Source organism: Neptunicella plasticusilytica, from assembly GCF_047922965.1.
Taxonomy (GTDB): domain Bacteria; phylum Pseudomonadota; class Gammaproteobacteria; order Enterobacterales; family Alteromonadaceae; genus Neptunicella; species Neptunicella plasticusilytica.
On the sequence record NZ_CP150481.1, the window covers coordinates 3,087,543 to 3,114,100 of the forward strand.

At 45.3% G+C, this 26,558-nt stretch carries 24 protein-coding genes and 2 tRNA genes; 8 read left to right on the plus strand and 18 right to left on the minus strand.

What is annotated here, in order from left to right:
* The first annotated feature begins 6 nt into the window (after positions 1–6).
* Together V1467_RS13840 and V1467_RS13845 are read left to right on the plus strand one after the other, a co-directional pair.
* The gene (locus tag V1467_RS13840; RefSeq protein WP_416305566.1) at positions 7–1,197 is read left to right on the plus strand and encodes an aromatic amino acid transaminase; all 1,191 of its coding nucleotides are present in this window, start codon (positions 7–9) and stop codon (positions 1,195–1,197) included.
* A 113-nt stretch (positions 1,198–1,310) separates the two neighbouring features.
* Positions 1,311–1,814 carry a DUF2937 family protein gene (locus tag V1467_RS13845; RefSeq protein WP_416305567.1) on the plus strand — a complete coding sequence of 168 codons (504 nt, stop codon included), beginning with the start codon at positions 1,311–1,313 and terminating at the stop codon, positions 1,812–1,814.
* Between the two features lie 289 nt (positions 1,815–2,103).
* Here V1467_RS13845 and maiA read toward each other — a convergent pair whose 3' ends face one another.
* The 10 genes from maiA to pspA form a co-directional block, all read right to left on the minus strand.
* Positions 2,104–2,757 (minus strand): maleylacetoacetate isomerase, encoded by a 654-nt coding sequence (maiA, locus tag V1467_RS13850; protein WP_416305568.1) that lies wholly within the window; start codon positions 2,755–2,757, stop codon positions 2,104–2,106.
* A 9-nt stretch (positions 2,758–2,766) separates the two neighbouring features.
* Positions 2,767–3,777 carry a fumarylacetoacetate hydrolase family protein gene (locus tag V1467_RS13855; protein WP_416305569.1) on the minus strand — a complete coding sequence of 337 codons (1,011 nt, stop codon included), beginning with the start codon at positions 3,775–3,777 and terminating at the stop codon, positions 2,767–2,769.
* Between the two features lie 3 nt (positions 3,778–3,780).
* Positions 3,781–4,911, minus strand: coding sequence for a homogentisate 1,2-dioxygenase (locus tag V1467_RS13860; RefSeq protein ID WP_416305570.1), 1,131 nt, complete (start codon positions 4,909–4,911; stop codon positions 3,781–3,783).
* Positions 4,904–5,980: a 4-hydroxyphenylpyruvate dioxygenase gene (hppD, locus tag V1467_RS13865; protein WP_416305571.1), complete on the minus strand. Its 1,077-nt coding sequence runs from the start codon at positions 5,978–5,980 to the stop codon at positions 4,904–4,906. Before hppD ends, V1467_RS13860 begins: the two co-directional genes overlap by 8 nt.
* Positions 5,981–6,189: 209 nt before the next feature.
* On the minus strand, positions 6,190–7,746 hold the full coding sequence (gene tyrR / locus V1467_RS13870; RefSeq protein ID WP_416305572.1) for a transcriptional regulator TyrR: 1,557 nt from the start codon (positions 7,744–7,746) through the stop codon (positions 6,190–6,192).
* A gap of 138 nt (positions 7,747–7,884) precedes the next feature.
* Positions 7,885–8,223: a 4a-hydroxytetrahydrobiopterin dehydratase gene (locus V1467_RS13875; protein ID WP_416305573.1), complete on the minus strand. Its 339-nt coding sequence runs from the start codon at positions 8,221–8,223 to the stop codon at positions 7,885–7,887.
* A 17-nt stretch (positions 8,224–8,240) separates the two neighbouring features.
* Positions 8,241–9,041 (minus strand): phenylalanine 4-monooxygenase, encoded by an 801-nt coding sequence (gene phhA, locus V1467_RS13880; protein WP_416305574.1) that lies wholly within the window; start codon positions 9,039–9,041, stop codon positions 8,241–8,243.
* A 298-nt stretch (positions 9,042–9,339) separates the two neighbouring features.
* Entirely contained in the window at positions 9,340–9,777 is a 438-nt protein-coding gene (gene pspC, locus V1467_RS13885; RefSeq protein WP_416305575.1) for an envelope stress response membrane protein PspC, read from the minus strand.
* The gene (pspB, locus tag V1467_RS13890) at positions 9,774–10,004 is read right to left on the minus strand and encodes an envelope stress response membrane protein PspB (RefSeq protein ID WP_416308707.1); all 231 of its coding nucleotides are present in this window, start codon (positions 10,002–10,004) and stop codon (positions 9,774–9,776) included. Before pspB ends, pspC begins: the two co-directional genes overlap by 4 nt.
* Positions 10,005–10,035: 31 nt before the next feature.
* Positions 10,036–10,725 (minus strand): phage shock protein PspA, encoded by a 690-nt coding sequence (gene pspA / locus V1467_RS13895; RefSeq protein WP_416305576.1) that lies wholly within the window; start codon positions 10,723–10,725, stop codon positions 10,036–10,038.
* 214 nt (positions 10,726–10,939) lie between these two features.
* Here pspA and pspF point away from each other — a divergent pair, with 214 nt between their 5' ends.
* Genes pspF through V1467_RS13925 form a run of 6 tightly spaced genes read left to right on the plus strand, consistent with a single transcriptional unit; the run spans position 10,940 to position 17,330 of the window.
* Positions 10,940–12,028: a phage shock protein operon transcriptional activator gene (gene pspF, locus V1467_RS13900; RefSeq protein WP_416305577.1), complete on the plus strand. Its 1,089-nt coding sequence runs from the start codon at positions 10,940–10,942 to the stop codon at positions 12,026–12,028.
* A gap of 12 nt (positions 12,029–12,040) precedes the next feature.
* On the plus strand, positions 12,041–13,651 hold the full coding sequence (locus tag V1467_RS13905; RefSeq protein ID WP_416305578.1) for an ABC transporter substrate-binding protein: 1,611 nt from the start codon (positions 12,041–12,043) through the stop codon (positions 13,649–13,651).
* Positions 13,648–14,679, plus strand: a complete 1,032-nt coding sequence (locus tag V1467_RS13910) for an ABC transporter permease (protein WP_416305579.1) — start codon at positions 13,648–13,650, stop codon at positions 14,677–14,679. The genes V1467_RS13905 and V1467_RS13910 overlap by 4 nt, the downstream gene beginning before the upstream one ends.
* Entirely contained in the window at positions 14,666–15,559 is an 894-nt protein-coding gene (locus tag V1467_RS13915) for an ABC transporter permease subunit (protein ID WP_416305580.1), read from the plus strand. The genes V1467_RS13910 and V1467_RS13915 overlap by 14 nt, the downstream gene beginning before the upstream one ends.
* Positions 15,559–16,554, plus strand: a complete 996-nt coding sequence (locus V1467_RS13920) for an oligopeptide/dipeptide ABC transporter ATP-binding protein (RefSeq protein WP_416305581.1) — start codon at positions 15,559–15,561, stop codon at positions 16,552–16,554. The genes V1467_RS13915 and V1467_RS13920 overlap by 1 nt, the downstream gene beginning before the upstream one ends.
* Positions 16,551–17,330 carry an ATP-binding cassette domain-containing protein gene (locus V1467_RS13925; RefSeq protein WP_416305582.1) on the plus strand — a complete coding sequence of 260 codons (780 nt, stop codon included), beginning with the start codon at positions 16,551–16,553 and terminating at the stop codon, positions 17,328–17,330. The genes V1467_RS13920 and V1467_RS13925 overlap by 4 nt, the downstream gene beginning before the upstream one ends.
* A 116-nt stretch (positions 17,331–17,446) precedes the next feature.
* On the opposite strand, the gene V1467_RS13930 is transcribed toward V1467_RS13925, so the two are convergent.
* From V1467_RS13930 to V1467_RS13965, 8 genes are all read right to left on the minus strand, one after another.
* Positions 17,447–19,339: a SurA N-terminal domain-containing protein gene (locus tag V1467_RS13930; protein ID WP_416305583.1), complete on the minus strand. Its 1,893-nt coding sequence runs from the start codon at positions 19,337–19,339 to the stop codon at positions 17,447–17,449.
* Between the two features lie 272 nt (positions 19,340–19,611).
* The gene (hupB, locus tag V1467_RS13935) at positions 19,612–19,884 is read right to left on the minus strand and encodes a nucleoid-associated protein HU-beta (protein WP_186506961.1); all 273 of its coding nucleotides are present in this window, start codon (positions 19,882–19,884) and stop codon (positions 19,612–19,614) included.
* Between the two features lie 235 nt (positions 19,885–20,119).
* A complete protein-coding gene (lon, locus tag V1467_RS13940; protein WP_416305584.1) occupies positions 20,120–22,486 on the minus strand; it encodes an endopeptidase La in 2,367 nt (788 codons plus the stop codon).
* 208 nt (positions 22,487–22,694) lie between these two features.
* Positions 22,695–23,972 (minus strand): ATP-dependent protease ATP-binding subunit ClpX, encoded by a 1,278-nt coding sequence (gene clpX / locus V1467_RS13945; protein WP_416305585.1) that lies wholly within the window; start codon positions 23,970–23,972, stop codon positions 22,695–22,697.
* An 80-nt stretch (positions 23,973–24,052) separates the two neighbouring features.
* On the minus strand, positions 24,053–24,670 hold the full coding sequence (clpP, locus tag V1467_RS13950; RefSeq protein ID WP_416308708.1) for an ATP-dependent Clp endopeptidase proteolytic subunit ClpP: 618 nt from the start codon (positions 24,668–24,670) through the stop codon (positions 24,053–24,055).
* Positions 24,671–24,784: 114 nt separating this feature from the next.
* Positions 24,785–26,086: a trigger factor gene (tig, locus tag V1467_RS13955; protein WP_416305586.1), complete on the minus strand. Its 1,302-nt coding sequence runs from the start codon at positions 26,084–26,086 to the stop codon at positions 24,785–24,787.
* A 283-nt stretch (positions 26,087–26,369) separates the two neighbouring features.
* A tRNA-Pro gene (locus V1467_RS13960) sits at positions 26,370–26,446 on the minus strand.
* Between the two features lie 22 nt (positions 26,447–26,468).
* Positions 26,469–26,553 (minus strand) — tRNA-Leu (locus V1467_RS13965).
* Positions 26,554–26,558 lie beyond the last annotated feature (5 nt).

Here is a 26,558-nt window from a genome sequence, read left to right on the forward strand (position 1 = left end):
GCGACCATGTTTGAAGTATTACCATCTCTCCCTGCTGATCCGATTTTGGGGTTATCTGCCGCTTATAAAAAAGATACCAATCCGAATAAAATCGATTTGGGTGTAGGAGTATACAAAGACGAACAAGGTCGAACACCTATTTTGCAATCGGTGCAAAAAGCCCAGCAAGTATTGTTGGCCAATGAAGATTCCAAAACCTACATTACTCAACAGGGAGTTCAGGGTTATATCGACGCTATGCTGAGTCTGATATTGGGAAATGGTCATTCGGCTTTGTTGGAAGACAGAGTGTCGGGTGTTCAGGCTCCTGGTGGCTGCGGTTCTCTGCGGATATTGGCAGAGTTGCTGACCCGTTGTGACAAAGATTTAACCGTTTGGGTCAGTGACCCAACTTGGGCCAACCATATTCCGTTAATCGGCAATGCCGGTTTAACAATTAAAACCTATCCCTATTTCGACAAAGCCAATGCTTGTATCAAATTTGACGAGATGGCTGATTGCTTGTCTCAGGTGAAAAAAGGTGACGTGGTCCTGTTACACGGCTGCTGCCATAATCCGACAGGTGCGGATCTTAACCATGAGCAATGGCAAGCCGTAGTAGAAATTGCCCAAAAAACCGGTTTTGTTCCTTTTATCGATCTTGCTTACCAGGGCTTCGGTGATGGTCTGGAAGAAGACGCCTATGGTGTGCGCTTATTGGCAGCCAATTTGCCAGAAGTGATTATTGCTGCCTCTTGCTCGAAAAACTTTGGCTTATACCGTGAACGTGTAGGTTTGGCGGCAATAGTTAATGCCAACGCCCAAATCAAAACCGTCACCCAGTCGCAGATCCAGAATGTGGCTCGCGGAATCTACTCCATGCCTCCTTCCTACGGCGGTGCGCTGGTGGATATTATTTTGAACGATGACCAGCTAAAACACCTTTGGATGGACGAAGTCACCGAAATGCGTGAAAGAATGCAAAGCTTGCGTGCCATGTTGGTCTCCAAACTGGCAGAAAAAGGAGCGAGTAAAGATTTCAGCTTTGTTAACCAGCAAAAAGGCATGTTCTCATTTTTGTGTATCAGTCCTGAACAAGTCGATAAACTGGTAAACCAGCACAGTGTTTATCTGGTGGGTTCCAGCCGAGCCAATATCGCCGGTATTAACAGCCATAATGTCGATACATTAGCTGATGCCCTGGTCGCAGTATTATAAACTTGCGCATTTTGCTGTATAGGCACCTTCGGGTGCCTTTTTTGTGCTTTTGTATAAACTCGCAGGATATGCCAGAGTATTAGCATCATCGCAGTTAAAGGTCGGCTCTGTTAATGAATAAGATTAATCATTATTTATCCATGTTGTGCTTTGCGCTGGGAATTATGCTTGGCGTGCAGTTGCCAAACTGGGTCAATCAATATGTGCAACGGGTTGACGCTCATTTTCGTGAAGCAGAACTGGCCATTGCACCTTATCAGTTGTTAGCCGATCAGCTATTTGACGGCTCAATGCAAGCTTTGATCGATAAACATCTACAGAGCCTCGAGCCACTTTTCAAACGCGAAGCCGAACCCATCCGCGCCCAGTATCAACGCTGGCAGTATCTACAAAAACTTCATCAGCAACTGCAGGGCAATTTCTGGCGACAGCTGCAGCATATAGCTTTGCACGCCGATCAGGCGATCGTGAATGAAACACTGGAAAGTTATCAGGCAACCGTGCCGTTAAACCGGCTGGCAATCATTTGTGGATTACTGGGCGGTATTCTTGCCAGTATTTTATATGAGCTGGTGACCGCACTGTTGGTCAGTCCGTTTAAAACAAAAAAGGCCTGAACAGACCTTTATTTACTTAACCCCAACTCGGGATAAGAAATGTCGTTTATATTTACAAAGGGTAAATAATTCAGATAGTTATATTATTCACTCAACCATTGTTGAATAAATAGTTTACTCAATGACGACATTTTTGTGCCTGGCAAGGCGGGGTTTCGTACGTCATAGCGAGCTATGACTAGAAAACCCAACGCTGCCAGGTGCAAAAAGAGCGTTATTGAGAGGCGTGGCTTATCCCGAGCTGGGGTTACTTACTCGAAATGCGCGTTTCAACCGGAATTAAAGATAATTATTCAGCATCCGGTTGATTTTCCGGTATGGCCTTGGCGAATGCAGGCAAGGAGATGCAATTCTGATAGACCCGGTCAATCACCGGAAAGGCTGACATATCCAACCCCACTCGATTGGCGTTATACACCTGGGGGATCAGACATACATCCGCCAGACTCAAATCAAAACCAAAACAGTAATCAGTGGCAGTTTTTTGCAGACGTTTTTCAATGCCCTGCATGCCTTTTTGCATCCAGTGGCGCGCCCACTCAAACTTACCTTCCTGTTCCAGCTGATAATGTTCGCCGATATAGTTCATCACCCGAAGATTGGCCAAAGGCTGAATATCACAAGCTATATCATAAGCCAGTGTACGCACTCTGGCCCGCTCCAGACTGTGTGGCGGTAATAGATTCGTCCCCTGTTCGTAGCGTTCATCCAGATATTCGATAATGGCCAACGACTGATTCAGAATAATATCCTCGTCATCGTCATATAACGTGGGCACCAGTTCGGCCGGATTGAGCCCCTGATAGTTTTTGCTATGCTGCTGTCCGCCATCCTGAACCAGATGGACCGGAATAATCTCATAATCCAGTTGTTTCAGATTTAATGCGATACGCACTCGGTAGGTGGCTGACGAACGCCAGTACCCGTAAAGTTTCAACGACATAAAGTTTACCTATAACTGCTTGACGGATTGCTCAATAGTGCCAAAGATACACTGCCCTTGCAGATCCTGCATATGAATTTTTATCTTGTCGCCAAAACGCATAAAGGGGGTAGAGGCTTGACCGTCACGAATAGTTTCTATCATCCGCACCTCGGCAATACAGGAATAACCCACTCCCCCCTCGCTGATGGCACTACCGTACTCGGTACCCTGCTTGTTTGATACGGTGCCTGAGCCGATAATGGCGCCGGCGCCTAAATTACGACTTTTGGCCGCGTGGGCAATAAGCTGGGCAAAATCAAAGGTCATATCTTCGCCTGCCTGAGGTTTGCCAAAAGGATTTTCGTTATATTCAGATAACAAAGGTAAATGCACTTTGTTATCTTGCCAGTGGTCACTGAGTTCATCCGGTGTCACCGCCACAGGTGAAAAAGCAGACGCAGGTTTGGACTGGAAAAAGCCAAATCCTTTGGCCAGTTCACCTGGAATAAGACCTCGCAACGAAACATCATTAACCAACATCAATAACTTGATGTGCGAACCGGCGTGTTCGGCAGAAATTCCCATTGGTACATCATCGGTGATTACTGCAACTTCCGCCTCGAAATCAATTCCCCATTCATCGCTGGGTAAAATAATATCTTCGTGCGGTCCGATAAAATCATCGGAACCGCCTTGATACATTAATGGATCGGTCCAGAAACTTTCCGGGATCTCGGCGCCACGTGCCTTGCGCACCAGCTCCACATGATTAACATAGGCACTGCCATCAGCCCACTGAAAGGCTCTTGGCAGGGGCGATTCACACTGGCTTTGGTCAAAAGCAAAACTGTCAGTGTAGTTGCCGCGATTTAACTGGTTATAGACTTCCGTCAGTTGCGGAGCGATAACTTGCCAATTATCCAGCGCAGTCTGCATAGTCAACGCAATATCAGGCACCGCCACAGCTTGAGTCAGCTCCCGATTGACCACGACTAGCTGACCATCTCTTGAACCATTTCTTAATGTTGCTAATTTCATAATTTATTTTGTTTTCCAACTGTTGATATATTCAGGATCTTCAACTTCGGTGGCTGCCGCACCAATTTCCAGTGCATCACGGGTATCCAGCATAACAGCCACTTCATCAGTGAAGGTCTTTTTATGTTGAAGACCAGCGGCAAAGGCTTTCGGATGAGGCCCATGAGTAAAACCGGCGGGATGGAAACTGACCATTCCAGCATCGATATTGTCGCGGCTAAAAAAGTCCCCTGCGTGGTAAAACAACACTTCATCAAAGTCATCATTGCTGTGATAAAAAGGCACTTTAAGCGCCCCCGGATCACTTTCTATCGGACGAGGAACAAAAGTACAGATCACAAAGCGACTAGCGACAAAAGTGGTATGCGCCGAAGGAGGCAAGTGATAACGATGACTCATCAATGGCCGGATATCTCGCCAGTTTATTCGCACTACCGACAAATCACCGTGCCAGCCTATGGCATCCAGTGGATTGTAGGGAAAAGTAATAGTTGAAACCTGATTGTGTCGCTTTACTCTAACCTGCCATTGGTTTTCATCCTGCTGATCAAGAAAAGACTGGTCAATCTCCGGTGTATCCAGCATGGCGGCGTCAAACACCGCGTGAGGACCGACAATACCTTTTTCCGGTAATTGATAACTATCGTTAGTCGCTTCGATCATCAAAATGGTCATCGGCTCTGCCGGTTCCAGACGCCATAGGGTAGAACGGGGCAAAACAATATAGTCGCCATCGCGTACCGATAAATGGCCATAATCGCAATACAGTTCGCCATGACCGCGATGGATAAATAACAATTCATCACCGTCTGCATTACGCGCCAACTCCGACATATTCTCCGTGCAATGCCATAACCGGTAACGGCAATGAGCGTTATGCAATATATCGGGGGCATCCCAAGGAGAACCCCCACTGCTGTCGTTAAGTTTATTTAGATCGAATAGTCGCGGGCGCAATGGCCCTTGCCAATCGCTCCAGCCGGTAGGTGCATGTTGATGATGAAAATGGGTTGCAGGACCAAAAAAGCCACTGCGTCCCACTTCACGCTCATAAATGCCCTGTTCGGGGAAATCGGCATGAGCCTGACGGGAAATTTTCCCTTGCTGACGGGGAAAATGGATCCATTTACGCATTTTCAATCACACCACGACGAATCTGATCTTCTTCAATGGACTCGAACAGGGCCTTGAAGTTGCCTTCGCCAAAACCTTCGTTACCTTTACGCTGGATAATCTCGAAAAACACCGGACCAATAACGGTATCAGTAAAAATCTGCAATAAAATACCGTCTTTCATAGGCGCACCATCAATTAGAATATTTAACTCATGCAATAGCGCCAAATCTTCTCCATGCCCCTCGACACGATCATTTACCTTTTCATAATAGGTATCAGGCGTTTGCATAAACTTAAGTCCGCGCGACTTTAAATTTCTAACTGTAGCGTAGATATCATCGGTTGCCAGAGCGATGTGCTGAATCCCTTCTCCATTGTATTCGCGGATAAATTCTTCAATTTGCGATTTGTCATCAGACGACTCGTTAATTGGAATGCGGATCTTGCCACAGGGGCCGGTCATAGCTTTACTCACCAAACCGGTCAATTTGCCTTCAATATCGAAATAACGGATTTCGCGGAAGTTAGCAATTTTTTCATAAAAATCGGCCCACACCGACATATTACCGCGCTTCACATTATGAGTAAGATGATCCAGCTCTGCCAGGCCAGCATCAGCTTGTTGCAACTTCTGTTGCCAGTCGGAATAAAATTTGAAATCGACCTCATAAATGGATTCATCCCCATAGCGATCGACAAAATACAAAGTACTTTCACCAATGCCATATACTGCCGGAATATTCAGTTCCATCGCACCGAGGTTGCCGACAAACTGCTTGGCTCCATTTTTTATCGCGTGTTGCAGTGCCTTGTTAGCATCTTTAACCCGCCAGGCCATGCCACAAACGCTAGGGCCATGCTTACGCGCGAAAGCTTCAGCCTGGGAAGACGGTTCGGCATTAACAATAAAATTAATGTCTCCCTGTTTAAACAACCACACACGCTTGGAGCGATGCTGTGCCACTTCGGCAAAGCCCAGTGACAGAAACAAATTTTTCAGCGCGTTGATGCCCTGCTCATCTGCGGCGGTATATTCTACAAATTCAAAGCCGTCACAGCCAATTGGATTGAATGCGTTATCAGTCATAGGGATTCTCTTTTAAATTAATATCAACTTGATGATATGCAATAGACCGCAAATAGTGAGCAAAGAGAAGATCTGACTGAGCGATGACTTTTTGAACATTGAGATGACTTTCGTATTAAAAAATTTACAAATGCCATAAAATTAAAAAATGCCGCACAAATTGCTCTGCACAGCATTCTAACTGGAAGGTTTTAATTACATTATTGTAACTATAATTTGACAGACTTTTTATTGATGCCGTAATCGCGTAATTTGTTGGCAATCGCGGTGTGACTTAATCCCAGTTTACGGGCCAATTGACGGGTACTGGGATGAGCCGGATAAAGGCGTCTTAACAGGTCCTTTTCAAAGTTTTTCACCGCGTCATCCAGACTTCCTTCAAACTCTTCCGAGAAATAGTTCAAATCAGACACGGTACCGGGTAACTGGATATTGTCTTTGGTCAGCTCATTGCCTTCCATCAGAGAGACTGCGCGATACATGGCGTTTTCCAATTGACGAACATTTCCCGGCCATGGATAGGTTTGCAGGTATTCAACACAACTGCGATTCAGTTTGGGAGCCCTACAGCCCACTTTACTGCTATGTTGCTTAACAAAGCGCTCCGCCAACGGCACGATATCCTGTTTACGCTCACGCAGCGACGGAATAGTCAGGCTCATTACGTTAAGACGATAGTACAGATCTTCCCTAAACAAACCGTCCTGCACCATCTTGTCCAGATCCTTATGCGTAGTACAAATTATACGCACATCAACCGATACTTCTTTGGCATCACCAACCCGCCGGAATGAACCATCTTGTAAAACACGCAGTAACTTAGCCTGCAACTGGGGGGACATATCGCCGACTTCATCCAGAAATAAGGTACCGCCCTGCGCCTGCTCGAATAGACCGGATTTGCTTTCACTTTGGCCAAACGCACCTGGTCCGTAGCCGAACAGTTCAGTCTCTGCCACATTATCCGGTAATGAGGCGCAACTGAGCGCCAAAAAGGCCTGTTCGGCTCGGCGACTCGCTAAATGACATGAACGAGCCAGCAATTCCTTACCGGTACCTGTCTCTCCCATAATCAGGATCGGCGCATCCAGTTCAGCCATTTTGCGCGCTTCACGGATAATTTTTTTCATTGCCGGGCTGTTGGCTTGTATACGATTAAAACTTTCAGCATCGGTTTGGTTAAATACGGTAATCTGTTGCCCCAGCCGATATTCGGATTTAAGCACCAATACAGCACCGGCCAATATGCTACCACCTTCAACATCAGCTACCATCACCGGCATAATGTCGGCAATATAATCCTGCTCGATAAACTGCACCTTGTGGGTTTGTGCCTGAATATCATCGGTTTCCATCCAGCGAATGAAATTAAAACCTTTAACCAGATCATTAATTTCCTGACCTTTTATCTGCTCGGCATTCACCTCAAGGCCACCGATAACAGCTTCGTTAACCAGCACCACCCGACCTTTAGGATCAATAGAAAAAACTGGATCAGGCAAAGTTTGCAGCAATGTAGCGAGCTGGTGCTTTTCCCTTTCATTGGGCATATAAGGAGTGGTTTTAACATCGGAAATACCATCGATTCGACGAATTTCCGGCATCAGATGCTGAAATTCAGCAAACTCGATATTGGGGAAATAAAGGTAAATTTTCCCTGCCTTGTCTATTTCAATGCCTTTAAGATCTATTTCGTGACGCACTAAAATATCCAACACATCCTGAGCAATGCCCAGACGATCCTGACAGGTAATTTCCAAACGCATGTTATCAACCCAATAGAAAATAAGTGTAAAGATTTTATTACAATAGAGGGTGAAATATCAACAATTACAGCGAGTATTTCAGCACCGCCAGAAATTGGACTGGTGCAGCGCTGAAATAGACCATCTAGATTGGGTTAATTAATCCAGTAATTCATCAGTTTTAGCGGCACAGATAAAATCATTTTTATGCAGTCCGTTAATTTTATGCGTCCACCAGGTAACAGTGACTTTTCCCCATTCCAACAGGATCGAGGGATGGTGAAACTCCGCTTCGGCCAATTCTCCCACCTGATTGGCAAAAGCCATAGCTAGTTTGAAATTTTTAAATTTGAATTCTCTTTCTAACTGCATAATGCCATCTCTTGGCACAGGCACCCAGTCGGGGATCATTTTCATCAGTTCTGCCAGTTCCTGATCTGTTACTTTAGGGGCATCGGCACGACAGGCTTCACACTTTTGATTACTTAATTCTGACATATTCACTTCATCTCCTGTTAACTTGCCATTTTCTGTTTAGGTGGAAACTTGGCAGGGTGTAAACCTAAGGCTTTGGCTTGCTCGACCAAATCCATAATATCCAGCTCGGCAATATCATGTAGTTGCTGCAGTCCATTAATACTGTAATAGACCGGCTGCATAATATCTATCCGATAAGGGGTTCGTAGTGCATCCAGTACGTTCATTGGCAGACGTTCTGGCTGCTCACTTTGCAGTGCGTGCACTGTCTCTCCCGGAGAAGAGAGGATCCCGCCGCCATAAATACGCTGCCCCGCTGGCGTATCAAGCAACCCGAATTCGACAGTAAACCAATATAACCGCGCCAGATAACTGCGATCCTGTTTACTGGCCTGATATCCCAGCTTACCGTAAGTGTGAGTAAAATGGGCAAAATCAGGGTTAGTCAATAAAGGACAGTGCCCGAATATTTCATGAAAAACATCGGGTTCACGCAAATAATCGAACTCTTCACGACTACGGATAAAGGTCGCAACCGGGAACTCTTTATTGGCCAACATACGGAAAAATTCATCAAAATCAATCAGGGCAGGCACCTGACTGATTTTCCAACCCGTTGTGGCTGCCAGTATGGCGTTAACTTCATGCAATTGAGGGACACGATCTTGTGGCAAATTTAACAATTCCAGCCCGCGCAAAAACTCGTCACAGGCCCGTCCTTCCATTAATGAAAGCTGTCGTTCTAACAGTTCCTGCCAGATTGCATTTTCTTCTGTTGTCCAGTGAACAATACCATTACTGTCAGGTAATCGGGATACATACCCGGATTCTTTACTCATACGTTGCTTCGCCTCCTCTTGTCCGACCCAAATGATCTGCAAGAAATGCTAAAAGGTTAATGTATCTGCTGAGTCTACTGTTTTGACATTAAAGAAGAAGCGCTTGGGTAATAATCACCGCCCACCCAAACGTAACATTAAATTTACAAATAACTTTGTAATTCAGGTTAAATAGTAAATAAAACAAACAAAAAACACGCTTTGTAAAGAATTAATTCCATTAAATGTAAAAAATGGCCTGAGCATTGTCTGCATCAAGCCATTCTTCCCTCCACGCTAATGGAATAGTTTACCGAATTTAAAGTTTGTTAATTTCTCGGTTAAGCTGGAACTCAGTCGTTGTGACGTAGGTTTCCATATTTCTTAACTTCTGTTCAATTTGGGTGTAATGCTGTTTAATATCCTGGCACGCCTGTTTGGCTGATTCACCCGATTGCCACACCTTGGTTTTAACTTCCACTGTTCGGGCTTCTTCCGGTACGTTGTACCAGCCTTTGCCCTGGCCTTTAAATGTATGGCGTCCAACTTGTTCAACAACGCTGGGCTTTTTGTCCAAAATAAACCATGCAGCAACGTAAGCCACAAAAAAGAATGGCCCACTGCCCAATAACGCTGCGGTAATGACCAGGATACGCACTAACCAGACTTCCATGCCAAAATAGGCGGCAAAACCGGCACATACGCCTGCAATTTTGCCTTTAGCCGGATCTCGATATAGCTCACGTTTGTGGGTCATATTTTACTCCTCCACTCTGGAGATTCGGCATCCAGGATGGCTTCCAGCGTGTTGATCCGATCAGACATCTGCTCTGCCCTGGCGGCCAAATCCTTTATAGTTTCATACTCGTCTGCGGTTAATCCCTGATTTACCTGACGTTTACTCCGGTAATGCAGAATTAACCAGATTGGCGCCACAAAAATCATAAAGATAATAATGGGGGCCATCAGTAGGTCAAAATCTATCACGGTCGGCTCCTTGTTAAATTGCCGTTAGTTACTTTTTAGTTGATTTAGCTGCAGGTTTAGCTTTGGTAGCAACCTTTTTCTTCAATGCTTCCAATTCTTCATCAACTTTGTTACCGGATTCAAGTTCTTTGAACTCGTCCTGCAGAGTTTTCTTACCCAGATCATAGGCATCAACCTGAGACTCGAGATCATCAATACGGCTCTCGTAGCGTTCAAAACGGAACATTGCATCATCGACTTTATGACTATCCAGCTTGCGTTTAACTTCCAGTCTCGAACTGGCTGTCTTCTGACGCATAATAATCGCTTTTTGACGATTTTTAGCATCTGCTAACTTCTCCTGCAATTGCAGCACTTCATTTTGCAATTTGGAAATTTGTTCTTCAACTAAAGTCAACTCGTCACGCAAGGCAGAAGCACTATCAGCCGCCTTTTTCTTTTCGACCAGCGCAGCTCTGGCTAAATCTTCGCGATCCTTATTGATCGCTAATTCGGCTTTAGACTGCCAGTCTGACTCACTTTCTTCCAGTTTGGCGACCTGGCGGGCAATATCTTTCTTGTTGGCAATGGTCTTGGCAGACACAGAGCGAACTTCAACCAGGGTGTCCTCCATCTCCTGGATGATTAACCGTACCATTTTTTCCGGATCTTCCGCTTTATCCAGCAATGAATTAATATTTGAGTTCACAATATCGGTGAAACGCGAAAAAATACCCATTGTCTTTACCTCATGTTGTTACTGTGTTTGATTCAATTACGTTAAATGACGCTACATTGAGTTATTCAATTAACAGGCCAATAATTCAAATTTAGTAACTTATTGATTTTTATTGAAAATTAATTTACTACCTTTTTGATATCACATACAATATTATTTAGTTAAACCAACATTTAGCCGTTTAGACCACTTTTTAAGGATTTAAGGCAATTTAATGAGCCGTTTTCGTAAACAGGACAATCTACTCGGGCAGTCCAACAGTTTTCTGGAAGTGTTGGAACAGGTATCTCAGGTCGCACAACTGAACAAGCCTGTGTTGATTATTGGTGAACGGGGTACCGGTAAAGAATTGATTGCGGCTCGTCTGCATTATCTTTCCAAACGTTGGGACCAGACTTATCTCACTCTCAATTGTGCCGCACTGAATGAAAACCTGCTGGAAAGTGAGTTATTCGGCTACGAGGCGGGAGCGTTTACCGGTGCAGCCAAAAGACGTGAAGGACGGTTCGAAATTGCTCACCAGGGCACATTATTTCTTGATGAACTGGCCAACACCTCAGGATTGGTGCAAGAAAAGCTGCTAAGGGTGGTTGAATACGGAGAATTCGAGCGCGTGGGCGGCGCCAGAACGGTCAAAACCGACGTGCGCCTAATTGCGGCCACCAACGAAGACTTGCCTTCACTAGCCGAGCAGGGTGAGTTTCGCGCCGATCTACTCGATAGGCTGGCTTTTGATGTGATCACCTTGCCACCATTGCGTCATCGCCCCGAAGATATTCTTCTGCTCGCTGAACATTTTGCCATCAATATGGCACGCGAACTGGAAATGGAATTATTCAGCGGATTTACCGAGAAAGCCCGGCGCAGTTTGATGGAATACCATTGGCCGGGCAATATCCGCGAATTAAAGAACGTGGTAGAACGCGCGGTTTACCGCTGTAACAATCCTCATTTGCCGGTACACGAAATTATTCTCGACCCATTCGAGTCCAGCTTCAGACCTGCTGGTCGAATAAAAACACAAGATAGAATTACCCCTTCACAACCAGTGGTAGCAAAACCAGAGCCGGCTGAACTGCAGATCGACAAGCGGCCAGAAAACAAGCCAAGTGAAATGGTGTTCCCACTCGATCTTAAGCAGGTATCGCAGGATTTTGAGATGGATCTGATTAAACAGGCGCTCGCCGATAGTCAATTTAACCAAAAGAAAACTGCCGAAAAACTCTGTTTGACCTATCATCAGCTCAGAGGCTATTTGAAAAAATACAATCTGTTGGAAAATACCGGTGATGAACAGGAATAAGTTGGCGCTAAAATGAAACCTGCAATCTATGGTGTATTAGTTTTTATTGTAACCTTGGCGGGTTGTACCCAAAGTGGTGTACCCGACAGAAGTAAGCAGGGGTTGATTTATTGTTCAGAAGGCAGTCCCGGCAGTTTTAATCCGCAACTGGATACCTCGGGAACCACTGCTGATGCCAGTTCCCATCAACTATACGACAGATTAATCGAGTTTGATCCGGTCAGTAATATGCTCGTGCCAGGTCTTGCCAGCAGTTGGCTGGTCAGTTCAGATGGCTTGACCTACACCTTTCAACTACGCAAAAAAGTCAGTTTTCACCATACCCCCTACTTTACCCCGAGTCGTTATTTTAACGCTGATGACGTGTTATTCAGCATTGATCGTTGGCGTCTGGAAGGTCACCCCTATCATCAAATCTCCGGTGGTACTTATCCTTACTTTGTCAGCCTAGGTTTGGCATCGATCATCGACAGCGTCCAGCGGATTAACGGCTATCGGGTGGAAATCAAATTGACCAGGCCGGATAGTTCTTTCCTGGCCAACCTTGCCACTGACTTTGCGGTGATCCTGTCGGCAGAATATGCCCAACAACAAATCGATAAAGGCAACCCCGAGCAACTGGATAATTTGCCAATAGGTACTGGCCCATTTGTCTTCGAACGTTATCGCAAAGGTCGTTATATTCGTTATCATCGTAACCAGGAGTATTGGCATCATCAGGTCGCTATAGAAAAGTTAATATTCGATATCACGCCTTCCAGTTCAACCCGGCTGGCTAAATTATTGACTGGTGAATGCGACGCGATTGCCTTTCCTTCTTACAGTGATTTGAGCGTAATCGAAAACCGGCACAACCTGCGCGCAGACGAAAAACCGGGTCTAAATGTGGGGTTCTGGGCATTTAATACCCAAAGAGAACCGTTCAATAATCCCAATGTACGTAAAGCGTTAGCGATGGCTATTGATAAGGATACCCTGATCAACGCGGTTTATTATGATAGTGCGGTGCGTGCCAGAGGAATTCTGCCTCCGACCTCCTGGGCTTATCAGAGTAATGTTCGCGATACCAGCTATAACCCGGTAATGGCCCGCGAGTTACTTGATGAAGCCGGTATCGAACCGGGTTTTAGTATGAATATATGGGCGATGCCTATTGAACGGGCCTACAATCCCAATGCACGCAAAATGGCTGAGTTAATTAAAGGTTATTTGCAGCAAGTGGGCATTAACGTCAATGTTGTCAGTTATGAATGGGCGACTTTTCGTAGCAAGCTCAGAGAAGGATTGCATGATTCGGTGCTGATTGGCTGGAATGCCGATAATGGTGACCCGGATAATTTCTATCGACCATTATTTAGTTGCGCAGCGATTGCATCTGGCACCAACCGTTCCAACTGGTGCAATAAAAAATACGACAATCTAATCAATCAGGCATTGCTCTATACCGAGCCCGAAGTGCGTAGCCTGTTTTATCAACTGGCTAATGCGATACTGGCAGAGGAAATGCCTCTGGTACCTATTGCACACGCCTATCGTTATCAGGCCTATCAAAGCAATCTCCAACATTTTAATATTAATCCCTTTGGCGGGATCCGTTTAGGCGAGGTGGAAAAAGACCAATGATTTCCTACTTGCTCAGGCGGCTTAACCTGTTTGTGATTACCATGCTGGTAGTGACGTTAGGTTCTTTCGCACTGATTTATCTGTTTCCTGGCGATCCGTTAATTAATCTCACCGGTATCGCGATCAAATCCCCTCAACACTATGCCAGGTTGGCAGAACTGCATGGTTTTGACGGTAATGTCCTGCAACAATATGTCATCTATCTTAAGCATTTGTGGCTGGGCGAGTGGGGTGTCAGCGCCAGCTCCGGAAATCCTATCATGAGTGAGATTTTACTGGTGTTACCTGCCAGCCTGGAACTGAGTATCTATGCGATGGTGATGTCGATGTTAATCGGTATTCCTTTTGGTTTCTGGGCAGGTTTGCGTCACCGTCGCGGCATCGATATGGGCATATTGTCCGCGAGTGTACTGGGTTATTCCATTCCGGTGTTCTGGTTGGCGTTATTACTGATCCTGTTTTTTTCTTTGCAACTCGGCTGGTTACCCATGTCTGGTCGTTTAAGCTTGCTCTACGATATTCCCCATTACAGCGGTTTTATCCTGATTGATATCCTGCATTCGGATATGACAGATAAATACGATGCTTTAAATAATGCTGTACGCCATATGATCTTGCCGACCTTATCAATTGCAATTGTGACCAGCACAATTGTGATTCGCATCACCCGCCGCTCAGTTGCTGATGTGATGCAAAGCGACTATATCAAGGCTGCCGTCGCACGAGGTTTAACACGCCCGCAAGTTATCTGGCGCCACGGGGTACGCAACACCTTGTTGCCAATATTGCCACAATTGGTATTGCAATTTACGGCGCTATTGACCAATGCCATGATAGTCGAAGTGATTTTTTCCTGGCCTGGCATTGGTAATTGGTTAATGCAGGCTATCTATGTACAGGATTTCCCGGCAATCCGCGGCGGCGTGCTAGCCGTTTCGACTGTGGTGATCATTTTTACCCTGTGCATGGACATTATATTGCGCATCATTAATCCGCTTAAAAACAGGGATATCCATGGGACAATCTAAACTTTACCTGGAAGATCATTTCCCGTCTCCGATGCGGCACACCTGGATTGAATTCAGGCGCAATCACGTTTCCATGCTAGGACTGTGGTTATTGATCATGTTCATCATCGTGATCATTTTTGCTCCCGGGATTGCGCCATTTAGTCCAACCGAACAAAATACCGACGTTATCCTGCTGCCTCCAGCGTGGAATAGCAGCGGCACCATAGTACATCTGTTCGGCACCGACAGTTTGGGCCGAGACGTTCTTTCAAGAGTTATCTATGGCAGCCGCCTGACATTTGGCATCAGCATTATGTTGGTATTAATTGCCATGCTTGTGGGCTTTAGCCTGGGTGCTTATGCAGGAATGGGACACGGGATAAGAGCCAGTATATTAAATCACTTGCTGGATGCTGTAATGGTCATCCCTACCTTGATTATTGCCATCGTTATCGTCGCCATTTTAGGCACCGGACTGGCTAATTGTATGTGGGCCATTACGCTGGCCCTTATTCCCAAATTTATTCATCTCACTCGCGACCTGGTACGTACCGAGAGCCATATGGAATACGTGACTGCCGCACGATTGGACGGGGCCAGTAAGACCCGGATTTTATTCGACTCAATTTTACCTAATATGATCGAACCCTTGGTGGTTAACGGTACATTTTCATTATCGGTAGCTATTCTGGATATCAGTGCTCTGGGCTTTCTGAATCTGGGCGCTCAGGCGCCGTCGTCCGAGCTAGGAGCCATGTTATCCGATGGGCTGGAATTGGCCTATATCGCACCATGGAATATTGCCCTGCCCGGCGGCGCAATTCTGTTAATGCTGATTTCGGTTAATTTAGTCGGCGATGGCCTCAGAACTGCGCTAAGAAACAGGTTGCAACACTAATGCTGTTATTGGATATCAAAAACCTCACCCTGGAAATTGACAGCACCAATGGCTGGGTCAAGGCGCTGGACAAGGTCAATATCGGCCTGAAAAGAGGCCAAATCAGCGCGTTAGTCGGCGAGTCCGGTTCAGGCAAAAGCCTGATTGTCCGCACTATTGTTGGCGCCATTCCTGATCGATGGAGAATTACTGCCGACCGGATGACCTGGAAAGGCAAAGACTTATTATCCATGTCGGAACGGGAACGACGCCAAATTACCCGCGATGAAATGTCGGTGATTTTTCAAAAAGCCACTAATGCCTTTGATCCGACAGCGACATTAGGTGACCAGCTACTCGAAAGTGTACCGGATCATCTGCTGGACAAAACCAGTTTTTGGCAACGCAAGCAGAAACGCGAAGAAATTGTGATTAAGCATCTGCATAAGGTTGGCATCAAAGATCACCAGCAATGTATGCGCGCCTACGCTCATCAAGTTGCAGATGATGTTTGCCAAAAGGTGATGTTAGCTAGTGCTTTGGTCAGCAAGCCTGAGCTATTGATTGCAGATGATCCAACCATGGGAATGGAGATCACCAATAAAGTACAAATATTACGATTGCTGACCAAACTCAACCAAATCCAGAATTTGAGCATTTTGTTTGTCAGCCACGATTTGATGGCGATCGGCAATATGGCCACCGATATGACAGTACTCTACTGTGGTCAAACCGTAGAAAGTGGCAGCATGGAGCAATTGCGTTCCACCCCTTTACATCCTTATACCCAAGCATTATTACACAGTGCTCCCAGTTTTAGGCAGGATCTGCCGCCCAAAGCACCACTATCTTCGCTACCCGGAACTATCCCCACCCTGCAACATCTTCCTATCGGTTGCCGGCTGGGTCCACGCTGCCCCAGAGCGCAAAAAGAATGCGTCAAGTTTCCCTTACCCAAACGTATTCATGAGCATAGTTACAGTTGTCATTTCCCGTTGAACAGGAAAGAGAAATGAGTGCTTTATTATCAGTGCAAGGGTTGAGTTTTACCAAAAGCACTAAAACCGGATTTTTTAGTAAACCCAAAATATTCCATCTGGCTTCTCTTGATTTCGAACTGCAGGCCGGGGAAACAATGGCAATTATCGGCGATAACGGCTCGGGTAAATCAACGGTAGCCAAACTGCTAGTCGGTGCTGAAACCCCGGATAAAGGCAGTATTATTCTCAATGGTGAAACCATGCAACCGGGCAATATCAAACAACGTTGCCTTAAGATTCGTATGATTTTCCAGCATAGCCAGGGTTCACTAAATCCGGGATTGACTTTGGGTTCACTGCTCGATGAACCCCTTAAACTCAATACCAAACTGACAGTCTCCGAACGACGTCGCAAGATAGAAGACACCTTGATCCAGGTTGGTTTAATGGCCGATCATGCACATTTCTATCGTCATATGCTGTCTGAAGGCCAGAAACAGCGGGTTGCTCTGGCCAGAGCATTAATCCTCAATCCGGAAGTGATTGTTGCCGATGAACCTTTTGCGGCGCTCGACCCTTCAGTACGCTCTCAAACCGTTAACTTGCTGGTCAGGCTACAGCAGGACTTGGGAGTGGGATTTATCTTTATCTCACATAACCTCGGTATCGTCCGTCATATCAGCGATCGGGTGCTCGTCATGCAAAATGGTAAAGTGATTGAATCAGGTAAAACCGACGTTATTTTTAACTGGCCGAAGACCGACTACACCAAAAAATTGATACACGCCTACCAGTCACTTAATAAGCGCTAAACAGTTTTTATTGCCCCGGTTTGTTTGCAAACAATGCGGGAGTTACATCTCTCTGATAGTAAAAACCCCTTGAGTTGTGTGCAACGCCAAGGGGTATAATTTATCTTTTTATTGGTCTATATTTTGGCGAAAACTTCAATATCAGCCTGGGCTTTTAAGGCTTCGACAAAGCTGCTCATCGCCTGCTGAGACTTCAACGACTGCAATCTCTGTTTCAATCCGGCTAACTGATTGTCGTCGGCGGTTTCTGCAGCATTGATCTTCTGCACTTCAACCAAGGCAGCGTCACCACCACCTATTTCAATTACAGAACGGCTCAGTGTGCCTTCGCTGGCCAGTTTAAACGCTTCATTACTAATTGCTGGCGCAACCGCAGAACCATAACGCGGCATAGCTTGTTGTTCTTGCCATTGCACTGATTTATCTTGCAGCTGAGCAGTAATGTCTTGTCCTTCATTCAACTGGGTCAGCAATGTTTGGGTCCATTCAACCGCTGCCTGCTGCATTTTGGTGGCTTTTAATGTATCACTGATTTCGGCAGTAACTTCATCGACAGTGCGTGTCCTCACCGGCTGATGATCGTGCATACGGAACACCACCAGATGATTATCCCCCAGCTCATTAACTTCACTGTTTACGCCCTGATAAATAATCTCGTCAGTGAAAACTGCGTTAAGCATTGCCGGTTGGCTGAATAACTCCGGCGCATCGTTACGAGAGAACAGTTCTGTAGACTGGATTTTCTGACCGGCAATTTCGGCCACTTCATCCAGATTATCCGGTACTTCAAACGCCACTTCCGACATGCGCTGATGCAACGCATATAACTTGTTCAATGCTTTTTCCTGCTTAAGGCTGGCAATCACCTGCTCACGTGCTTCCGCTAAAGGAGTTACCTGTTCCTGCTTGCTATCAACCAGTTTCATAATGTGAAAACCAAAACTACTTTTCACTACTGCAGACACTTGCCCGGCTTCTGTCATCGCGAAAGCCGCTTCTTCGAAGGCAGGATCCATGTCGCCTTTACTAAACCAGTCCAGCTCACCACCGTTCTCAGCACTGGAAATATCCGCTGAATACTGCGCCGCCAACTTAGCAAAATCTTCACCGGCTTGCACTTTGGATAGCACTTCTTCGGCAGTCGCCTGCGACGCATCTTCATCATCACCAAACTCGATCAGGATATGCGCGACTTTGCGTTGTCCCTCGGTGCGATAGGTGTCAATATTATCTTGATAATACTGATTAACTTCATCATCACTAACTTCAATATCAGCCTGTAAATCACTGGCTTTTAACTCGACATAATCAAGTGATACTTTTTCCTGTGTGTCAAACTGAGCGATATGAGACTGATAATATTGGTTAATTTCTTGTTCTGATATCTCGACTTGGTCGGCAAAATCACTACCTGGAACCTGGATATAACGAATATCGCGAGTTTGCTGCTGCAACTGGTATACCTGCTGTGCTTCGGTTTCAAGTGCAAAGTCGGTTCCCAATAAGGCCTGCACGACTTGCTGGCGAGTCATATCACTGCGCATAGTGTCACGGAAGGTACTTGGCTGATAACCCACCTGTCTCAAGATAGCCAGATAAGTATCATTGCTGAACTTCCCGTCCAGCTGAAATTCTTTCATATTAACGATGCGTTGCTTGATTTGTTCAGCGCTGATACGCAAACCCATTTGTTCGGCGGTCTGTTCAAACAAGGTTTCTGCAATTAAACGATCCAGCACTGACTGACGGATTTGTTTCAGGTAACCGGAATCGGACGCCAGGTCAGCGAAACTGTCACCGTACTGGGATTCAAGTCTGGCACGCTCGTTTTCATAAGCCCGCTCGAATGCGGCTGTGCCTATTTCTGTACCATTGACACTGGCAACAGGTTGTTCTCCGCGTGTATTTAAATAACTACCTACGCCTGCCAATGCAAACGTAATACAAACCAGTCCTAAAATCGCTTTTGCCCAGAAGCCTTGCGATCCTTCACGAATTTTTTCTAACATGGTGTTTTTCGAACTCCAATTTGATCTTGTCTCGTTATCGGAAATTCGATGACGACATTTCCAGAGGCCGGATTATAACGTAATAACGCCTAGGTGAAAAAGCATCTATGCGGCTTAAAGGACGATAAATGAATCTATTGGCTGATTTTTAATCCGATATCGTCAAAGTATATTTGCATGGATAAGCCAATATCCCGACGATAAGTCAATGTTCCTGAAAACAAAAAGGCGATGATAAAATCATCGCCTTTTTAAAAATCCGAAAAATCGACTTAGTTGCAAGCGTCTTTCAGTGCTTTACCAGCTTTGAAAGAAGGAACTTTTGCAGCTGCAATTTGGATAGTAGCACCAGTTTGCGGGTTACGGCCTGTGCGAGCAGCACGTTCGCGTACAGAGAAAGTACCGAAGCCAACCAAAGCAACTTGATCGCCAGCTTTCAGCGCTTCAGTAACTGCGTCTGTCAGCGCGTCCAATGCACGGCCTGCTGACGCTTTAGAAATATCTGCACCCGCGGCAATTTTATCGATTAATTGAGACTTGTTCACAATATCATCCCCTTCAATTGTTATTATATTGTTTGGTTAACTGAACCAGTTTTAATAAATTGTTTTTCCATACCTGAGAAACAACTCACGAATGTTGAAACAAACTTGATTTAAATGAATCACCGCTATCCCTTTTGCGATAAGGCCTGTGGCGAAACTGAGTCTAAGGCTACCACAACTTTTGCCAGAGTGAAGCCCCAAATTCGAAAAAAATGCAAAAAAGTTGACTGAATTGCTATTTTTTCGCTTTCTTGCGACTTACTGGTGCAAATTTAAGCGGTTCTTCCTGCAATGCCAATGCCAAAACTTCGTCTATCCATTGCACTGCGTGGATTTCGAGGTCTTGTTTTACATTCTTAGGTATTTCTTCCAAATCCCTTTCATTTTCTTTAGGGATAATAACCGTTTTAATTCCACCACGATGCGCCGCTAACAATTTTTCTTTTAATCCACCAATCGCCAGGACTTCACCACGCAGGGTAATTTCCCCTGTCATGGCCACATCACATCGCACAGGATTACCGGTCAAGCTAGAAACCAATGCGGTACACATCGCGATGCCGGCGCTTGGACCATCTTTGGGGGTTGCCCCTTCCGGTACATGTACATGAATATCCCGTTTTTCATGAAAATCATCATTAATACGCAGTTTTTCGGCTCGACTACGCACCACTGTCATCGCGGTTTTAATCGACTCCTGCATCACATCGCCCAAAGAGCCGGTAAAAGTGGTTTTCCCTTTACCGGATACTGAAGTGGTTTCAATAGTGAGCAAATCGCCCCCGACCTGAGTCCAGGCCAATCCGGTCACTTGACCAATCTGGTTGTTCTTGTCAGCTTTGCCGTAATCAAAACGTTGTACGCCTAAATATTCGGCCAAATTTTTCTCAGTCACCACCACTTTTTTGACCGATTTGTCGAGCAGTATATTTTTGACTGCCTTACGACAAATTTTGGATATTTCTCGTTCGAGGCTGCGCACCCCTGCTTCGCGGGTGTAATAACGAATAATGCCGATAATGGCTGATTCTTCGACAATTAACTCACCCTTTTTCAATCCGTTACGGCTGATTTGTTTTTCAATCAGATGGCCGGTAGCGATATTCAGCTTTTCATCTTCGGTGTAACCGGACAGGCGGATCACTTCCATTCTATCCAGCAACGGCCCCGGAATATTCATGCTGTTTGACGTAGCCACAAACATCACGTCGGACAGGTCATAGTCCACTTCAAGATAATGATCACTAAAGGTACTGTTTTGCTCCGGATCCAGCACCTCTAACAATGCAGAAGCCGGGTCACCGCGCATATCCGAGGATATTTTGTCGATTTCATCTAGTAAAAACAGCGGATTCTTGACTTCAACCTTAGCCATTTTTTGAATTAGCTTGCCGGGCATAGAGCCAATATAAGTACGGCGATGTCCACGGATCTCGGCCTCATCACGCACTCCCCCCAATGCCATACGCACATATTTGCGTCCGGTTGCCTTGGCAATAGATTGCCCCAAAGAGGTTTTGCCTACACCGGGAGGTCCCACCAGACATAAGATAGGCCCTTTTAGCTTGCGCACCCGTTGTTGAACTGCAAGGTATTCCAGAATACGCTCTTTGACTTTTTCCAGACCATAGTGGTCTTCATTCAATACATTTTCTGCCACCAACAAATCACGTTTAACTTTACTGCGTTTGAACCAGGGGACATTCACCAACCAGTCAATATAACTTCTGACTACGGTTGCTTCAGCCGACATCGGCGACATCATTTTCAGCTTATGCAACTCGGCATTGGCTTTGTGCTTGGCATCGGCCGGCATTTTGGCTTGTTCGATTTTTTTGCCCAGGGCCTCAAATTCATCTGGTGCGTCATCAATTTCACCCAATTCTTTTTGGATGGCTTTCATCTGTTCATTCAGATAATACTCGCGCTGACTGCGTTCCATCTGCTTTTTAACCCGGGTACGGATTTTTTTCTCAACTTGCAGCAGATCAATCTCGCTTTCCATCAACGCCATTAAATATTCCAGACGTTCATGCACACCGATGATTTCCAATACTTTTTGTTTCTCCACCAACTTAAGCGGCATGTGCGCGGCCATGGTATCGGCTAAACGAGCAGCGTCTTCGATACCATTGAGGGAAGTCAGGACTTCGGGCGGAATTTTTTTATTCAGTTTGATATAGCCCTCAAACTGCGAAATAGCAGAACGCACTAATACTTCCTGCTCCGCATCGGCTAATTCGTCATCCGGTTTACGTATGACTTCGCCCATAAAAAATTCATCGGTTTGCAGGTAGGTTTGCACTTCGCCACGTACATTCCCTTCCACCAGCACTTTAACCGTGCCATCAGGTAATTTCAGCAATTGCAGAATAGTCGCGACGGTACCCACTTTGTACAGATCATCGATATCAGGCTCATCCACGGCAGCATCTTTTTGTGCGACCAGAAAAATTTGTTTATCGTTATCCATTGCTGCTTCCAGACAACGGATAGATTTTTCACGACCAACAAAAAGGGGGATCACCATATGCGGATAGACCACCACATCCCGTAGCGCGAGTATCGGAATTTCCAGATGATCCGTTTGTGTTTCTGTCATATTCATTCTCTTTAAATTCGATTCTGCTAAATATTGAACTGTTAGCTGATATGGGGATTGTCAGCAAAAGTTCAAACCAAAATTGAAGCTATTCCGAAAATTAAGATCGGTTTATGCTGTTGTAATATCAATTATAATGTCAGTGGCGTGTTTGACCGGTTTGGTCGATTCATACAGAAAAGGCCCTGTCGGGCCTTTCAAATCATTGTTATTCAGATGCTGCTTTCTTTTCTTTTTCACTATCGTAAATAAGAATAGGTTTGGATTCCCCTTTGATAGCAGACTCATCAATGACGACCTTGCTGATGTCCTGCATCGAGGGCAAGTCGTACATGGTATCAAGTAATACAGCTTCAACAATGGAGCGTAGGCCCCGCGCACCGGTTTTGCGTTTCATTGCTTTAGAGGCAATGGCATGCAAAGCATCTTCACGGAACTCCAGTTCAACATCTTCCATTGAAAATAACGCGCCATATTGCTTGGTTAAGGCATTTTTTGGCTCTTGCAAAATTTGGATCAATGCGTCTTCACTTAATTCTTCCAGCGTTGCCACTACCGGCAGACGCCCTATAAATTCGGGGATCAGACCGTATTTAACCAAATCTTCAGGCTCTACCTTCTGGAACAGCTTCGACAAGGTCTCCTTGTTGTTCTTGCTCTTCACTTCAGCGCCAAAGCCAATACCCGAACCTGTTAGCGCCCGCTGCTCAATGACTTTGTCCAGACCGGCAAAGGCACCGCCACAAATAAACAGAATTTTGGAAGTATCAACCTGCAAAAATTCCTGTTGCGGATGCTTGCGTCCACCTTGTGGCGGAACTGACGCAATAGTGCCTTCAATCAGCTTCAATAACGCTTGCTGAACCCCTTCACCTGAGACATCTCGGGTAATAGATGGGTTATCCGATTTACGCGAAATTTTGTCAATTTCATCAATATAGACAATGCCTCGCTGGGCTTTTTCTACATCGTAATCACATTTTTGCAATAACTTCTGGATAATATTCTCGACATCTTCACCCACATAGCCTGCTTCAGTCAAAGTGGTCGCATCGGCCATGGTAAAAGGCACATCCAACAATCTTGCCAGCGTTTCGGCTAACAGGGTTTTACCGCTTCCCGTTGGACCAATGAGCAAAATGTTACTCTTGCCGAGTTCTACGCCATCATGCACGTCTCCATTACGCAAGCGTTTGTAATGATTGTATACAGCCACAGACAATACCTTTTTGGCATGTTCCTGACCGATAACATAATCATCCAGATGGGTATGGATTTCGTGCGGTTTAGGCAAAGAGTCGGCCGGTTTTTTTGGCGCGATTTCTTTTATTTCTTCACGAATGATGTCGTTACATAATTCAACACATTCATCGCATATAAATACTGACGGGCCGGCAATCAGTTTGCGTACTTCATGCTGACTTTTGCCACAAAATGAGCAATACAGTAATTTGTTATCACTGTCGGAGCTGTGGTCATCACTCATTAAACTTACCTCTGTTTAAATGCTTACTCTATCAGGATAGTACCTGTCATTCTCGAGTAAGACTTTCGGTGACTTTAAGTCTACTTATCTAGGCGGCTGGTTAATACACTATCGACCAAACCGTAATTTACTGCATCTTCAGCGCTCATAAAATTATCACGATCCGTATCACGGGCGACAATTTCATAGTCCTGACCAGTGTGGCCGGCAATCAGACGGTTCAATTTCTCTTTAATAGACAGTATTTCTCTGGCATGAATTTCAAAATCTGATGCCTGTCCCTGAAATCCGCCTAACGGCTGATGGATCATTACCCGTGCATTAGGTAGACAATAACGTTTACCTTTTTCTCCACCGGAAAGCAAAAAAGCGCCCATGCTGGCTGCCTGTCCAACACATACCGTGCTGACATTAGGCTTAATAAAGTTCATTGTATCATAGATTGCCATTCCCGCTGTGACCGAACCACCAGGAGAGTTGATATACAAAAATATATCCTGGTCAGGATTTTCAGATTCAAGAAATAGCATCTGGGCGACAATCAAGTTGGCCATATGATCTTCTACCTGACCGACCATAAAGATAACCCGCTCTTTTAATAATCGGGAATAGATATCATAGGAACGTTCGCCTTTGGCTGTCTGTTCAACAACCATTGGGACTAACGCGTCTTGGGGTTCAAAAGAAGTATTCTGCATCATATTCAATGTCATTTATCCGCTTAATATAAAAATGCCCGACAAAAAAATGCCCGGAAGATACCGGGCATTTAATCAGTTGCTAACTACAGAAGTCAACGAACAAGCAATAAATTAAGCTTGTTTGTTCATGATCTCGTCAAATGGTGTCTCAACTTCAGTCACCTGGGCAGACTCAAGAATCAAATCAATGGCCTGATCTTCCAGCGCAACATTTTGCATTTGCTGCATCATTTCTTTGTTGGACTTATAGTATTCAATCACTTCTTGTGGATCTTCATAAGCAGAGGCGGCTGTTTCAATCATACTGTCCACACGGGCGTCATCTACTTTCAGTTCGTTTTGCTTGATCACTTCACCCAGCAATAAACCGATGCTAACACGGCGTTCGGCATTTTCCTTGAACAGATCTGCAGGCAAGTCAGGCATGTTTCCGCCTTGCTGGGCACCGAAACGCTGAATCGCTTGCTGACGCAATACATCAATTTCCTGGTCAATTAACGCCTTAGGCACATCGACTTTATTCGCTTCTAACAAACCGGTTAATACCTGCTCTTTGACACGAGCTTTCAGGTTTTGGGTTAATTCGCGATCCATATTTTTACGGACTTCCGCTTTTAACTCTTTCACGCCACCGTCTTCTACACCAAATAATTTGGCAAATTCGTCATCCAGTTTTGGCAAGTTCAACGCTTCAACTTTTTTCACTTTGATAGCAAAGCTGGCGGCTTTACCTTTCAATTTTTCAGCGTGGTAATCATCCGGGAAGTTAACTTCAACGGTGACTTCCTTACCGGCTTTAGCGCCTACGATACCTTCTTCGAAACCAGGTATCATCCGGCCTTTACCCATTTCCAACGTAAAGTCTTGTGCTTTTCCGCCTTCAAATTCTTCACCGTCAATAGTACCGACAAAATCGATAGTGACCTGATCATCTTCTTTCGCGGCGCGTTTTACTTCGCTCCAGCTAGCGTGTTGTTTACGCAAGGTTTCCATCATATTCTTGACATCATCAGCGTTGATTTTTACCACTGGCTTATCAACCTTGATGCTGTCCAAATCTTTTAATTCAACTTCCGGATACACTTCAAACGAAGCAACAAATTCAATGCCTTCTCCGGCAACGTCTTTTTTCAGTTCAAAGGTAGGAGCACCTGCTGGTGTCAGTTTTTCCTGCATGATGGCCTGATAGAAATTGCGCTGCATCACTTCACCAGAAACTTCCTGACGAACGGCATCTCCATAACGCTTCTGGATAACCTTAACGGGCACTTTGCCTGGACGGAAACCGTTAATACGTTGAGTTTTTGCTAATTGTTGCAAACGTGCTTTAACCGCGGAATCGATATTTTCCGCTTCGACCGTAATAGTCAGACGGCGTTCTAAACCTTGAGTCGTCTCAACTGAAACTTGCATTCTTATACCTCAATAGTGCGTGCTAACACGCTGAAATTAGTCATTCATTAACGGGGGATTCTTCAGATAATTGGTACGGTATTAATAAAACCGAATATCAACAACCGCCCTGAACGACACTTGACCAGAAAAAAGACGCAACATTATACCGACAGGTTTTAAATGAGTCGAGTCGAAAACGAAAAAAAACCGTGATAGCGGCAATTAGATCTATTCTCGACTCTAAATCGTTCCAGTCAATTGCGGGTTTTAGGAAATAACAGTTAAAATATTTGCGGGAAGATGGTCGGTGAGACAGGATTTGAACCTGCGACCCCTTGGACCCAAACCAAGTGCGCTACCAAACTGCGCTACTCACCGAGATAATATCAAGATAAAAGCATGGTGCGGAAGGAGAGACTTGAACTCTCACGCCCTAAAGCACTGGAACCTAAATCCAGCGTGTATACCAATTTCACCACTTCCGCGAAAA

What these genes read in the sequence shown, in the direction of transcription:
- hppD (WP_416305571.1), bottom strand. Translation starts at nt 5,980, where the DNA reads ATGACTGATAACGCATTCAATCCAATTGGCTGTGACGGCTTTGAATTT.
- V1467_RS13875 (WP_416305573.1), bottom strand. Translation starts at nt 8,223, where the DNA reads ATGTCAGAATTAAGTAATCAAAAGTGTGAAGCCTGTCGTGCCGATGCC.
- V1467_RS13855 (WP_416305569.1), bottom strand. Translation starts at nt 3,777, where the DNA reads ATGAAATTAGCAACATTAAGAAATGGTTCAAGAGATGGTCAGCTAGTC.
- tyrR (WP_416305572.1), bottom strand. Translation starts at nt 7,746, where the DNA reads ATGCGTTTGGAAATTACCTGTCAGGATCGTCTGGGCATTGCTCAGGAT.
- V1467_RS13920 (WP_416305581.1), top strand. Translation starts at nt 15,559, where the DNA reads ATGCTGTTATTGGATATCAAAAACCTCACCCTGGAAATTGACAGCACC.
- pspC (WP_416305575.1), bottom strand. Translation starts at nt 9,777, where the DNA reads ATGACCCACAAACGTGAGCTATATCGAGATCCGGCTAAAGGCAAAATT.
- maiA (WP_416305568.1), bottom strand. Translation starts at nt 2,757, where the DNA reads ATGTCGTTGAAACTTTACGGGTACTGGCGTTCGTCAGCCACCTACCGA.
- phhA (WP_416305574.1), bottom strand. Translation starts at nt 9,041, where the DNA reads ATGAGTAAAGAATCCGGGTATGTATCCCGATTACCTGACAGTAATGGT.
- V1467_RS13845 (WP_416305567.1), top strand. Translation starts at nt 1,311, where the DNA reads ATGAATAAGATTAATCATTATTTATCCATGTTGTGCTTTGCGCTGGGA.
- clpX (WP_416305585.1), bottom strand. Translation starts at nt 23,972, where the DNA reads ATGAGTGATGACCACAGCTCCGACAGTGATAACAAATTACTGTATTGC.
- lon (WP_416305584.1), bottom strand. Translation starts at nt 22,486, where the DNA reads ATGACAGAAACACAAACGGATCATCTGGAAATTCCGATACTCGCGCTA.
- V1467_RS13925 (WP_416305582.1), top strand. Translation starts at nt 16,551, where the DNA reads ATGAGTGCTTTATTATCAGTGCAAGGGTTGAGTTTTACCAAAAGCACT.
- V1467_RS13910 (WP_416305579.1), top strand. Translation starts at nt 13,648, where the DNA reads ATGATTTCCTACTTGCTCAGGCGGCTTAACCTGTTTGTGATTACCATG.
- V1467_RS13905 (WP_416305578.1), top strand. Translation starts at nt 12,041, where the DNA reads ATGAAACCTGCAATCTATGGTGTATTAGTTTTTATTGTAACCTTGGCG.
- V1467_RS13915 (WP_416305580.1), top strand. Translation starts at nt 14,666, where the DNA reads ATGGGACAATCTAAACTTTACCTGGAAGATCATTTCCCGTCTCCGATG.
- V1467_RS13840 (WP_416305566.1), top strand. Translation starts at nt 7, where the DNA reads ATGTTTGAAGTATTACCATCTCTCCCTGCTGATCCGATTTTGGGGTTA.
- V1467_RS13860 (WP_416305570.1), bottom strand. Translation starts at nt 4,911, where the DNA reads ATGCGTAAATGGATCCATTTTCCCCGTCAGCAAGGGAAAATTTCCCGT.
- tig (WP_416305586.1), bottom strand. Translation starts at nt 26,086, where the DNA reads ATGCAAGTTTCAGTTGAGACGACTCAAGGTTTAGAACGCCGTCTGACT.
- V1467_RS13930 (WP_416305583.1), bottom strand. Translation starts at nt 19,339, where the DNA reads ATGTTAGAAAAAATTCGTGAAGGATCGCAAGGCTTCTGGGCAAAAGCG.
- pspF (WP_416305577.1), top strand. Translation starts at nt 10,940, where the DNA reads ATGAGCCGTTTTCGTAAACAGGACAATCTACTCGGGCAGTCCAACAGT.
- pspA (WP_416305576.1), bottom strand. Translation starts at nt 10,725, where the DNA reads ATGGGTATTTTTTCGCGTTTCACCGATATTGTGAACTCAAATATTAAT.
- clpP (WP_416308708.1), bottom strand. Translation starts at nt 24,670, where the DNA reads ATGCAGAATACTTCTTTTGAACCCCAAGACGCGTTAGTCCCAATGGTT.